At 73.0% G+C, this 12,740-nt stretch carries 9 protein-coding genes and 1 tRNA gene; 7 read left to right on the forward strand and 3 right to left on the reverse strand.

Annotated elements, in window-relative coordinates; genetic code table 11:
- The first annotated feature begins 51 nt into the window (after positions 1-51).
- The 3 genes from murI (at position 52) to rdgB (ending at position 2,304) form a co-directional block, all read left to right on the forward strand.
- A complete protein-coding gene (murI, locus tag BEP24_RS14360) occupies positions 52-891 on the forward strand; it encodes a glutamate racemase (protein ID WP_065964557.1) in 840 nt (279 codons plus the stop codon).
- Between the two features lie 73 nt (positions 892-964).
- A complete protein-coding gene (rph, locus tag BEP24_RS14365) occupies positions 965-1,711 on the forward strand; it encodes a ribonuclease PH (protein ID WP_065964559.1) in 747 nt (248 codons plus the stop codon).
- Positions 1,708-2,304, forward strand: coding sequence for an RdgB/HAM1 family non-canonical purine NTP pyrophosphatase (gene rdgB / locus BEP24_RS14370; RefSeq protein ID WP_065964560.1), 597 nt, complete (start codon positions 1,708-1,710; stop codon positions 2,302-2,304). The genes rph and rdgB overlap by 4 nt, the downstream gene beginning before the upstream one ends.
- 222 nt (positions 2,305-2,526) lie before the next feature.
- Here rdgB and BEP24_RS14375 read toward each other — a convergent pair whose 3' ends face one another.
- The 3 genes from BEP24_RS14375 to BEP24_RS18085 all read right to left on the reverse strand — a co-directional run bounded on the left by BEP24_RS14375 (position 2,527) and on the right by BEP24_RS18085 (position 5,133).
- The gene (locus BEP24_RS14375) at positions 2,527-3,237 is read right to left on the reverse strand and encodes a DedA family protein (protein ID WP_065964561.1); all 711 of its coding nucleotides are present in this window, start codon (positions 3,235-3,237) and stop codon (positions 2,527-2,529) included.
- Between the two features lie 112 nt (positions 3,238-3,349).
- Positions 3,350-3,430, reverse strand: a tRNA-Leu gene (locus BEP24_RS14380).
- A 227-nt stretch (positions 3,431-3,657) separates the two neighbouring features.
- Positions 3,658-5,133: an MFS transporter gene (locus BEP24_RS18085; protein ID WP_253181710.1), complete on the reverse strand. Its 1,476-nt coding sequence runs from the start codon at positions 5,131-5,133 to the stop codon at positions 3,658-3,660.
- Positions 5,134-5,175: 42 nt separating this feature from the next.
- On the opposite strand from BEP24_RS18085, the gene mnmA reads away from it, so the two are divergent.
- From mnmA to BEP24_RS14405, 4 genes are all read left to right on the forward strand, one after another.
- A complete protein-coding gene (gene mnmA, locus BEP24_RS14390) occupies positions 5,176-6,282 on the forward strand; it encodes a tRNA 2-thiouridine(34) synthase MnmA (protein ID WP_083230391.1) in 1,107 nt (368 codons plus the stop codon).
- Positions 6,283-6,476: 194 nt separating this feature from the next.
- On the forward strand, positions 6,477-8,819 hold the full coding sequence (ligA, locus tag BEP24_RS14395) for an NAD-dependent DNA ligase LigA (protein ID WP_083230392.1): 2,343 nt from the start codon (positions 6,477-6,479) through the stop codon (positions 8,817-8,819).
- A 166-nt stretch (positions 8,820-8,985) separates the two neighbouring features.
- The gene (locus BEP24_RS14400) at positions 8,986-10,317 is read left to right on the forward strand and encodes an alpha/beta hydrolase (RefSeq protein WP_065964564.1); all 1,332 of its coding nucleotides are present in this window, start codon (positions 8,986-8,988) and stop codon (positions 10,315-10,317) included.
- A gap of 195 nt (positions 10,318-10,512) precedes the next feature.
- The coding region (locus BEP24_RS14405) for a transglycosylase domain-containing protein (RefSeq protein WP_065964566.1) at positions 10,513-12,740 on the forward strand (2,228 nt) is incomplete at its 3' end.

Below are 12,740 nucleotides of genomic sequence, written 5' to 3' on the forward strand. Positions count from 1 at the left end.
GCACTGTGGGGACGAGCGGGGTGGGGGAGCGCGGCTGGGTACGCTTGGCGTGTGACGGATGCACCGATCGGAGTCTTCGACAGCGGCGTCGGCGGGCTCACGGTGGCCCGGGCGATCATCGACCAGCTGCCGCGCGAGAGCATCCGGTACGTGGGCGACACCGTGCACTCGCCCTACGGCCCGAAGCCGATCGCCGACGTGCGGCGGTACGCCCTCGAGGTCATGGACGACCTCGTCGAGCAGGGCGTGAAGGCGCTCGTCATCGCGTGCAACACGGCCTCCTCCGCGGTCCTCCGCGACGCCCGGGAGCGGTACGAGCAGGCGTACGGCATCCCCGTGGTCGAGGTCATCCAGCCCGCCGCCCGCGCCGCCGTCAAGCAGACCAGGACCGGGCGCATCGGTGTGATCGGCACGGTCGGGACGATCGCCTCGCGGGCGTACGAGGACGCGTTCGCCGTCGCCGCCGACGTCACGCTGTCGCTCGCCGCCTGCCCGCGGTTCGTCGAGTTCGTCGAGGCGGGGGACACCTCGTCGCCGGCCCTCCGCTCGGTCGCGGCGCAGTACCTCGAACCGATCCGGGCGGCCGACGTCGACACCCTCGTGCTCGGCTGCACGCACTACCCGCTCATGTCGGCGGCGATCCAGTACGTGATGGGGCCGGACGTCACGCTGGTCTCGAGCGCCGAGGAGACCGCCAACGACGTGTACCGCCGGCTCGTCGAGCACGGGCTCGAGCGGACCGTGACCGAACCGCCCACGTACGCGTTCGACGCGACCGGTGAGGACCGCAACGGGTTCATCCGCCTGGCCCGACGGTTCCTCGGCCCGGAGGTGTCCAGCGTCGGCCACCTGCAGACCGGAGCCATCACGCTGCCCCGCACCGCGCCCTGAACGGGGCCGCACGACCACCGCGACCACCGCGACCGACCCGCACCGCGCCTCCAGGCCGGACCGAGAGGACACCATGACCGACACGACCACGACCCGCATCGACGGCCGCAGCACCACCGACCACCGCCCCGTCACGATCGAGCGGGGGTGGAGCGCGCAGGCCGAGGGCAGTGCGCTCATCTCGTTCGGGAACACCAAGGTGCTCTGCACCGCGAGCTTCACGAACGGCGTGCCGCGCTGGCTCGCCGGCAAGGGTACCGGCTGGGTGACCGCCGAGTACTCGATGCTGCCGCGCTCGACCAACGAGCGGATGCAGCGTGAGTCGATCAAGGGCAAGGTCGGCGGCCGGACGCACGAGATCTCCCGCCTGATCGGCCGCTCGCTGCGCGCGGTCGTGGACACGAAGGCCCTCGGCGAGAACACCCTCGTCATCGACTGCGACGTGCTGCAGGCCGACGGCGGCACCCGGACCGCGTCGATCACCGGCGCGTACGTGGCCATGGTCGACGCGATCGAGTGGGGCCGGGGCAAGGGCTTCATCGCGAAGAAGGCCACGCCGCTCACCGACAGCGTGCAGGCGATCTCGGTCGGCATCGTCAAGGGCGTGCCGATGCTCGACCTCGCGTACACCGAGGACTCGGCCGCCGACACCGACATGAACATCGTCACGACGGGCTCGGGCAAGTTCATCGAGGTGCAGGGGACGGCCGAGCACGCGCCGTTCGACCGCGCCGAGCTCGACACGCTGCTCGACCTCGGGCTGGCGGGCAACGCCTCGCTCGCGGCGATCCAGCGCGAGGTGCTCGGGGTGGCCTCGTGACCGGGACGGTCGTGCTCGCGACGCACAACCAGGGCAAGGTCGTCGAGCTCCGCGGGATCCTCGGCGAGGCCCTCGGCGGCGTCGAACTCGTCGGTTACGACGGGCCGGAGCCGGTCGAGGACGGTGACACCTACGCGGCCAACGCGCTCATCAAGGCCAGGGCAGCGGTCGCGCACACCGGACTGCCGGCGCTCGCCGACGACTCCGGCATCGCGGTCGACGCGCTCGACGGTGCACCGGGGATCCACTCCGCCCGGTACGCCGGCACCCGCGTGGACGCCGACAACATCGCGTTGCTGCTGGCGAACCTCGAGGGCGTGGTGGAGCGGACCGCGGCGTTCGTCTGCGCCGCCGCGTTCGTCACCCCGGACGGCACCGAGCACGTGTTCGAGGCGGTGTGGAACGGCGAGGTCCTGACGGAGCCGGTCGGTGACGGCGGGCACGGGTACGACCCGGTGTTCCACCCGGACGACGCTCAGGGGTCGGCGGCGCAGCTGACCCGCGACGAGAAGAACGCCCTGAGCCACCGGTCGAAGGCGTTCCGCGGGATCGCGCCGATCGTGCGGGAGTGGTTCGCGACGACCGAGGGCTGACGCCCGCGCCCGCGCCCGACGGCCGAGGGCTGACGCCCGCGCCCGACGGCCGAGGGCTGACGCCCGCGCCCGACGGCCGAGGGCTGACGCCCGCGCCCGACGCGGTGGTCAGGACGACCGGCCGCGAGACCCCACCACCACGACGAGACGCCCCCGGGAACGGGGGCGTGTCGTCGTCCGGGGCGTCCGCCGCCGGGGCCGGCCAGTGGACCGGGAGGGCCGCTACTGCCCGACGGGCCGCTGGCCGTCGGCCGCGCGCTGCTCCGCCTCGGCCGTGTGCTTCGCCTTGCGCGCCGTCCGCCAGTAGTGCAGGCCGGCGGGCACGACCGTGACGACGACCGCGAGGATGAGGATCACGTCGATGTAGTTGCGCACGATGTACGCCACCGGCGGGATGTAGCCGAGGACGTACCCGAGGAACGTGACACCGACGCCCCAGACGACAGCACCGATGGCGTTGTACAGCGAGTACTTCTTGTAGTCCATCCGCCCGACGCCGGCGGCGATCGGGGCGAACGTGCGGACGACCGGGACGAAGCGCGCCATGATGACCGCGAGCGGGCCGAAGCGGTGGAAGAACGCGTTGGTGCGGTCGACGTTCGCCTTCGAGAACAGGCCGCTCTCCTTGCGTTCGAAGATCGGCGGCCCGGCCTTCTTGCCGATGTAGTAGCCGAGTTCACCGCCGAGGAACGCCGCGGCGCCGATCATCAGGGCGGCCACCCAGATCGGGATGCCGCCGATCTGGCCGCCGCGGTCGAAGGCGAACAGGCCGGTGATGACGAGCAGGCTGTCACCGGGGAAGATGAACCCGATGAGGAGGCCGGTCTCGGCGAAGACGATGGCGCAGACGACGAGCACGGCGATGGCGCCGAAGTGGTCGAGGATGTACTGCGGGTCGAGCCACGGGATCAGGGCGAGGGGAAGCGCGTGCATGGTTCTTCCGGTCGGGAGTCGGGGTCACGGGGGACTCCCGCACCCTGAGGGTACCGCCCGTCGTCCTGGGGACCATCCCTCAGGGGGATGAGGTGCGCCGGTGCATCCGTCGTGCGGAAGGAGGGACTCGAACCCTCACGCCTGGGGCACAGGAACCTAAATCCTGCGTGTCTACCGATTCCACCACTCCCGCGAGCACCGGCAGTCTACGGGGCACTCGCCCGGCCGGACCGGCGGGGCGGACGGGCACCGCGCCTCCCGGCCGACGATCGCGACGACGGGACGGACGCGACGCACGCGCAGACCGCGACAACGGGACGGACGCGCCGACGCGACGCACGCGCCGACCGCGACGACGGGACGGACGCGCCCACGCGACGCACGCGCCGACCGTGACCGGCGCGACGAGCGCGCCCCGCCTCAGCGCAACCGACGCGGCAGGTACCGCGGCACGTACCGGAGCAGCACGCCCGCACCGACCAGCCCCAGCACGCCCATCACCCCGCTCGCGAGCGCGAGCGACGCGACCGCCGTGACGCCGGAGAGCACGAGCGGAGCCGCGGCCGAGCCGAAGTCCCCGGTGAAGCGCCACGCGCCCAGGAACGGAGCCGGGTTCCCCCGCGGCGCGAGGTCGGCCCCGAGCGTCATGAGGATCCCCGACCCGACGCCGTTCGCGAGGGACATGCCGATCGCGATGCCGACGAACCAGCCGACCCGGGCGTCGAGGTGGCCGCTCCAGGCGAGCAGGAAGTAGCTGACGCTGAGGCCGAGCATGCACGGCAGGGCGCTCGCGAGCCGCCCCCAGCGGTCCATGATCTGCCCGCTCGTGTAGAACAGCGCGAAGTCGACGGCCCCGGCGATGCCGATGACGAGTGCTGCGGTCGCGTCGTCGAGGCCGACGCTCACGGCCCACAGGGGCAGGATCACCTGGCGTCCGGCGCGGAGGGCGCCGATGAGCGCGGCACCGCTGCCGAGGCGCGCGAGCACGGCCCGGTTCTCGCGGATGGTGCGGAACAGGCCGTGCGCCTCGGCCTGCACGAGCTGCGCGCCGGTGTCGGTCGTCGGTTCCTGCGGGAGGGTGCCCGGGTCCTCGTGCCCGGCGGCGTCGCGCCGGTCGGTGGTCGCGTCGGCCCCCTCGGCGGCCGCGGGCAGCGGGGTCGGGTCCGGCCCGGCGGCGGCCAGCGTGGTCGCGTCCTGCCCGCCGGCGGCGGCGGGCGGCGCGGTCGTGTCGGGCGACGGACGGGAGGCGCGGTGCGGCCTGGTCGCGTCGGGCCCCGGCCGGGAGGCGCGGTGCGGGAGACGGAGACCGCGTGCGCCCGTCGCGGGGTCGCGCAGGACGAGGAGGACCGCGGCCGCCGCGAGGCAGCAGACGACGTGGATCCAGAAGGCGCTCTGGGTCGTGCCGGTGAGGTGGACGACCGCTGCCGACACGAACGGGCCGACGAAGTAGCCGAAGCGGAACACCCCGCCGAGGCTGGACAGGGCCCTGGCGCGGATGCGGAGCGGGATCGCCGTGGTCATGTAGGCGTGCCGGGCGAGCGCGAAGACGGCGGTCGAGACGCCGACGAGGAACACCCCGAGCGCGAGCACCCAGGGGTTCGGTGCGACCGTGCAGGTGACGAGGCCGACGACCGACACCAGGGCCGCGCCGATCATCGCGTTCCGTTCGCCGATGCGACCGACGACGACCCCCGAGGGCACGTCGCCGATGAGCTCGCCGACGAGGATGAGCGCCGCGACGAAGCCGGCGAGGGCGAGCCCGGCGCCGAGCGAGTCCGCCGCGATCGGGATGATCGGGATGATCGCGCCCTCGCCGATCGCGAACAGCGCTGCGGGGAGGAAGCCCGACAGGACGACCGTCCTGCGGTCGAAGGCGTCGTGCGCGGTGGTGGTCATCGTCCAGCCACGGTACGCCCGCCGCGGAGTTACCCTGGACGCATGCGTGTCCTGGCGGCGATGAGTGGTGGAGTCGACTCGGCGGTGGCCGCTGCCCGGGCCGTCGACGCCGGGCACGACGTGGTCGGCGTGCACCTCGCCCTGAGCCGGATGCCCGGCACGCTCCGCACCGGCAGCCGGGGGTGCTGCACGATCGAGGACTCGATGGACGCCCAGCGTGCCGCCTCCGCGCTCGGCATCCCGTACTACGTGTGGGACTTCTCGGCCCGGTTCAAGGAGGACGTCGTCGACGACTTCGTGGCCGAGTACCAGGCCGGTCGGACCCCGAACCCCTGCATGCGCTGCAACGAGCGGATCAAGTTCGCGGCGCTGCTCGAGAAGGCGCTCGCGCTCGGCTTCGACGCCGTCTGCACCGGGCACTACGCGTCGATCGTCACGGGCGACGACGGCGCGCGGGAGCTGCACCGCTCGGCAGCGTGGGCGAAGGACCAGTCCTACGTCCTCGGCGTGCTGACGGCCGAGCAGCTCGAGCACGCGATGTTCCCGCTCGGTGCCACGCCCTCGAAGGACGAGGTCCGGGCCGAGGCCGCGGCGCGGGGCCTGACCGTCGCGCAGAAGCCCGACTCCTACGACATCTGCTTCATCCCGGACGGCGACACCCGCGGCTGGCTCGCGGACCGGGTCGGCACCGCCCCCGGCGACGTGGTCGAGCGTGACGGCACCGTGGTCGGCGAGCACGAGGGCGCGACCGGCTACACGGTCGGACAGCGCCGCGGGCTGCACCTCGGTCGGCCGGCACCGGACGGCAAGCCGCGGTTCGTGCTCGAGATCCGACCGAAGGACAACACCGTCGTCGTCGGCCCGAAGGAGGCGCTCGAGGTGTCCTCGCTCGCCGGGTCCCGGTACACCTGGGCCGGGTCCGCGCCGGCCGACCCCACCGTGCCGTTCGCGTGCGAGGTGCAGATCCGCGCGCACGGCGACCCCGTGCCCGCGACCGCACGGGTCGAGGACGGCTCGCTCGTGGTGGACCCCGACGAGCCCCTGTCGGGCGTCGCGCCCGGGCAGACCGCGGTCGTCTACGTCGGCACCCGTGTGCTCGGGCAGTGCACGATCGACCGGACGGTGTCGGCGGTCCCCGTCCCCGCCTGAGTCGGGGCTGGCCGAGCCCGGCGGACCCACGCTCGGAGCCGGCGGGTCCGCGCTCGTGCCCGGCGGATCCGGGCTCGGAGCCGCCGGGGCCACGCCGCTCCCGGCCCGCGCGGTCGCTGCGACCGGCGTCGGACGTGCACGGTAGAACTGAGGGCATGAGCGACACGACGCCCGCCGACACGACGTTCGAGACGATGGCCCCGGCCGACCTCGACGCCGCCCAGGCCCAGCGCGAGGTGGAGCGCCTCCGCGTCCGGATCGGCGAGCTGCGCGACCAGTACTACGAGGGCAACGGCTCGACCGTGTCCGACGGGGACTACGACGCGCTCGTGCACCGGCTCGACGCGATCGAGCAGCGCTTCCCCGACCTGCTCACGCCGGACAGCCCGACGCAGACGGTCGGCGGTCAGGCCCAGACGGTCCAGTTCGCCCCGGTCGAGCACGCCGAGCGCATGCTGAGCCTGGACAACGTGTTCAGCCCGGACGAGCTCACCGATTGGGCAGTCAAGGTGCAGCGTGACGCCGGTGCCGAGCGCGTCCGGTTCCTGACCGAGCTGAAGATCGACGGCCTCGCGATCAACCTGCGCTACGAGCACGGACGGCTCGTCTCCGCGGCCACCCGCGGCGACGGCGTCGTGGGCGAGGACGTCACGGGCAACGTCCGCACGATGGGCACGATCCCCGACCAGCTCGCCGGCACCGGACACCCGCCCCTGGTCGAGGTCCGCGGCGAGATCTTCTTCCCGGTGGCGCAGTTCGACGAGCTGAACGCCCGGCAGCGCGAGGCCGGGGAACGGGTCTTCGCGAACCCGCGCAACGCCGCCGCGGGTTCCCTCCGGCAGAAGGAGGAGGGCAAGTCCGAGGCGAAGCGCGCCCTGATGGTCGACCGGCTCCGACGGCTGCGGATGCTCGTGCACGGCATCGGCGCGTGGCCGGTCCGCGAGCTCGAGCAGCAGACCGAGGTGCACGCGCAGTCCGAGGTCTACGAACTGCTGCAGACCTGGGGTCTGCCGACGAGCACGCACTACCGGGTCTTCGACACGATCGACGAGGTGCTCGGCTTCGTGCGCACGACCGGGGAACGCCGGTCCGCGGTGGAGCACCAGATCGACGGCGTCGTCATCAAGGTGGACGACCTCGCGCTGCACGAGGAGCTCGGCTCGACCTCGCGGGCGCCGCGCTGGGCGATCGCCTACAAGTACCCGCCGGAAGAGGTCCACACGAAGCTGCTCGACGTCGTCGTCAGCGTCGGGCGCACCGGCCGGGCGACGCCGTTCGCCGTGATGGCCCCGGCCGAGGTCGCCGGCTCCGTCGTGCGCCAGGCGACCCTGCACAACCAGGACGTCGTCAAGGCGAAGGGCGTCCTCATCGGCGACACGGTCGTGCTGCGCAAGGCCGGCGAGGTCATCCCCGAGGTGCTCGGCCCGGTGGTCGAGCTCCGCGACGGCAGCGAGCGCGAGTTCGTCATGCCCGCGGACTGCCCCGAGTGTGGCACCCCGCTGCGTCCGGCGAAGGAGGGCGACAAGGACCTCCGCTGCCCGAACGCGCGGAGCTGCCCGGCACAGGTCCGTGGTCGGGTCGAGCACATCGCCTCGCGCGGCTCGCTCGACATCGAGGGCCTCGGGGAGGTCGCAGCCTCAGCGCTCACGCAGCCGCTCCGTCCCGAGACGCCGCCGCTCGTCACCGAGGCCGGGCTGTTCGACCTCACGATGGAGGACATCGTCCCGATCGAGGTGATCGTCCGCGACGCCGAGACCGGCATGGAGAAGACCGACGAGGACGGCACCCCCAAGCGTGTCACCCCGTTCAGTCGTGCCCGCAAGAAGACCGACCCGCCCTTCGACCCCGAGGCCCGCGGCGCCGACCACACGGGCGAGCCGAGTCGGTACCCGTCGAAGAACGCCTTCGAGATGCTCGCGAACATCGAGGCGGCGAAGACGAAGCCGCTCTGGCGGATCCTCGTCGGCCTGAGCATCCGCCACGTCGGGCCGGTCGCCGCCCGCGCCCTGGCGAACCACTTCGGCTCGCTCGACCGGATCCGCGAGGCCTCGCGCGAGGACCTCGCGGCGGTCGACGGCGTCGGCGGGATCATCGCGGACGCCCTGCTCGACTGGTTCGAGGTCGACTGGCACCGGGAGATCATCGACCGGTGGACGGCGGCGGGCGTGCAGTTCACCACGCCGGACCACCCGGGGCCCGGTGCCGCGGTCGAGGGCGGGGTGCTCAGCGGTGTGACGGTGGTCGCGACCGGCTCCCTCGAGGGGTACACCCGTGAAGGAGCGCAGGAGGCGATCATCGCCGCGGGCGGCAAGGCCGCGTCGAGCGTGAGCAAGAAGACGGACTTCGTCGCGGCGGGCCCCGGTGCCGGCTCGAAGCTCACGAAGGCCGAGCAGCTGGGCGTCCGCATCATCGACGCCGAGCAGTTCCGGCTGCTCGTGACCGAGGGCCCGGCCGCCCTGGCACCCGACGCCGACGCCGACGCCGACACCGACGCCGGCACCGACGCCGACGCCGGCGCGGAGGACGCCGCGGGATAGGCCCGTCGGGACGGCCCGCACCGCCGCGTCGTGCGACCCGGAGCAGCGGCTTCGGGGGACAAGTTGCACGACGCATGTCCACGGCGCGGGAATCTGCTTACACTCGATAGAGCATCACTCGTCGCCTGTGGGGGCCGGCGAGACGGCCTTCCCAGGGGAGACCCGAATGCTGCTCATCGCCGCGGCCTTGCTCACCGCCTCGATGCACTCCCCCGGAGTGGTCGAGGCCCCAGTCGTGCCCGCCGGGACCTCCTCGGTCGTGGGCGCCCCGACGTCCGGACCAGCGGTGGAGGACCACGCGGCGCTCGACCACCTCGTCGGGTCGCGCGGCTCGGCATTCCTCGCCGACCTCGGCACCGTCGACGGCGCGGACCTCGCCCGGGCCGACCGGGACGCGCGGGTCCTCGCGACCGCGCAGGACCGCCCGCCGACCCCGGCAGCGGTCCGGACGTGGTGGTCCGGTCTCGACCAGGCAGCACGTTCCCGGCTCGTCGACCACGCGCCCGCGGTCGTCGGCAACCTCGACGGGGTCCCGTACGACGTCCGGGACCGGGCGAACCGCAGCACCCTGGCGCGAGGCCTGGCCGCCTCCGGCGACGGGAGCGCGCTGCACGGCATGCTCCAGCAGGTCGAGGCCGCGCTGTCGCCGGACCCCGGGTCGCCCGACCGCGTGCTCGTCGCGCTGGACACCCGCGGCTCCGGCCGAGCCGCGATCGCCGTCGGGGACCTCGCCACCGCGGCCGACGTCACGGTCGTCGTGCCCGGGATGTTCTTCACGGTCTCCGGGCAGATGCACGACTTCGCCGACACCGCCGACGGCCTGTACCAGGAGCAGACCGCCGTCGCGGGCCTCGCCGCACCGGACCCGGCGCGGGGGAGCGGCGTCGCGGTGGTCGCGTGGATGGGCTACCGGACGCCGGACATGTCGAACATCCTGTCGCTCGGGCTCGCCGACACCGGGGCCGAACGGCTGGAACGCGTGGTCGCCGGCCTGGACGCCGTCCGCGGGGACGTCCGGCCGCGGCTGAACGTCGTCGCGCACTCGTACGGGTCGACCACGGCGATGACCGCACTGTCCTCCGGCCGGATGCGCGCGGACACCCTCACGGTGCTCGGGTCGCCCGGCAGCGACGTCCGGTCGGCGGAGCAGCTCGCGGTCGGCAGGGGCGAGGTGTTCGTCGGGGACGCGCACGACGACCCGGTCGCGGGGACCGGGTACTTCGGCACCGACCCGGGGTCGCCAGGGTTCGGGTCGACGCTGCTCGACCTGTCCGGGGGTGTGCCCGAGGGGACGGCCGGGCTGTTCCGCCGGCCGGTCGGGCACAACGACTACCTCAAGCCCGGGACGTCGTCGCTGCACGAGGTGGCGCTCATCGCCGTCGGGCGGGGCGACCTCGTGCGCCACCAGGCGCGCCGGGGTTCCGGTGGGACGGGTGGGCCGCAGCCGGGGCCGGACATGTACCTGCTGCGGCCGCAGGACCTGCAGCCGCGGGACTGAGCGGCGGCCCCGGGACCGCAGCGGACGCGTGGGAGGCGGGTCACGCCTCCCGTCCGGCCCGGCGGCGGACCGCCGGGGACGCGCCGGGCGCGAGCCGCGCCTCCCGGCCGTGTCTGAGGGGCTTCCTGTGGACCGCCGCAGCCGGTCGCGGCTCCCCGGCAGAACCGGCCCAGGGGTCGACCGTACGGTTCCGACATGCGTGCGATGCGGTGGACCGGTGCCTTCCTCTCCTTCTGCGCGATGTCCGGCCTGGCCGGCATGCTCGTCGCGGTCGCGGTGACACCGGCCGTCGCGGTCGCCGGCGAGGGGACCTCGGGAGCGGTGTCGTTCTTCGAGGACCTGCCGAGCTACCTCGCGATCCAGACGCCGCAGCAGGTGTCCTCGGTCTACGCGACCAAGGGCGGCCAGCAGGTCAAGATCGCGTCGTTCTACGCCGAGAACCGCACCGACGTCGCGTCGAACGCGATGGCGGAGTCCCTCAAGCGCGCCGCGATCGACACCGAGGACCCGCGCTTCGAGCAGGAGGGCGGCGTCGACGTCCTCGGCACCGTGCGCGGCGTCGCGGCGACCGTCGTCGGCGGCGACGTGCAGGGCGGTTCGAGCATCACCCAGCAGTACGTCAAGAACGTCCTCGTGCAGCAGTGCGAGCAGCTCACCGGCAAGGACGCCGCGGACACGCAGAAGAAGATCGCCGCGTGCTACGAGGACGCCGCCGGTGTCACGCCGCAGCGCAAGCTCCAGGAGATCCGGTACGCGATCGCCGTCGACAAGAAGTACACCAAGGACCAGGTCCTGACCGGGTACCTCAACCTCGTCGGCCTCGGCGGGCGCGTCTACGGTGCCGAGGCCGGGGCGGAGTACTACTTCGGCGTCCACGCGAAGGACCTGACGCTCGAGCAGTCCGCGACCCTCGTCGCGATCCTGAACAACCCCTCGAACCTGCGCATCGACCGGCCGGACGACAAGTCGAACGGGCAGGCGAACGGGTACGCGGCCACCAAGGAACGGCGCGACTACGTCCTCGAGCGCATGTACGTGCACCACGACGTGACGAAGGCGCAGCTCGACCAGGCGAAGGCGACACCGATCACCCCGCACGTGACCGAGACCTCGAACGGGTGCTCGGCCGCGGCGAGCGGGTACGACGCCGGGTACTTCTGCGACTACGTCCGCGCCCAGGTGTTGCAGGACCCCGCGTTCGGAGCGACCGTCGCCGACCGCATCGAGACGCTCGACACCAAGGGGCTCGAGATCCACACCTCGCTCGACCTCGACCTGCAGGCGCAGGGCCAGGCCGCGCTCTCCGCGTACGTCCCGACGACCATGGCGGGCGTCGACGCGGGCGGGTCGAACGTCACCGTCGAACCCGGGACCGGGCGCATCCTGTCGATGGTGCAGAACACCGAGTACACGCAGTCCGACTCGGCGACCGCCGGCCAGACCGCGGTGAACTACAGCGCTGACCAGGCCTACGGCAACTCCGGGGGCTTCCAGACCGGCTCGACGTACAAGGTCTTCACGCTCGCCGACTGGCTCGCGCACGGACACACCCTGTCCGAGTCGGTGTCGACGACCGAGCACACCTTCCCGCAGTCGGAGTTCACGAACTCGTGCACGGGCGTCGGTGGGAAGCCCTGGCAGGTCGCGAACGCCGAGAAGGTGCCGGCGACGATGACCGTGCAGGACGCGACCTCGGAGTCGATCAACACCGCGTTCGGCTCGATGGCGAAGCAGCTCGACCTGTGCGGCATCGCGAAGACCGCCGAGGCCATGGGCATCCACCAGTCGAACGGGACGCCGCCGGACTCCAACCCGGCGTCCGTGCTCGGGACGAACACGCTGTCGCCCATCGACCTGGCCGAGGCCTACGCGGGCTTCGCCAACGGCGGCATCGTGTGCACCGCGACCGCGATCGACTCCGTGACCACGGCCGACGGCGGGAAGATCACGCCGACCCCGGCCTCGTGCACCCGAGGTGTCTCGGCGGCCGTCGCCGGCACCGTCGACCACGCGCTCCAGGGGGTGCTCACCGGCAACGGGACCGCGGCGACGGCGAACCCCGGGGACGCCGTGCCGAAGTTCGCCAAGACCGGCACCACCGACGGTGACGTGCAGAACTGGCTCGTGGCGTCCTCGACGAAGTACACGAACGCGACCTGGATCGGCAACGTGCAGGGCAGCGTGAGCCTGGCGAACTGGCCCTTCCTGCGGGGCACGACCGGGTACAGCGCCAAGTTCGGCGTGGCGAAGTCGATGATGGCGTACCTCGACCAGACGCGGGCGGGCGGAGACCTGCCCGCGGCCGACCCGGCGATGGTCGGGACGGCGGCGAACGCTGCGCCGAGCGGTGGGGACGCCGGGGACGGTGCTGCGGCGGGTGCCTCCGGTACTGCGGGTGCCGGGGCTCCGGCGGGTGCGGGGGC

Source organism: Curtobacterium sp. UCD-KPL2560 (assembly GCF_001705035.1).
In the GTDB taxonomy this organism is placed as follows: Bacteria; Actinomycetota; Actinomycetes; order Actinomycetales; family Microbacteriaceae; genus Curtobacterium.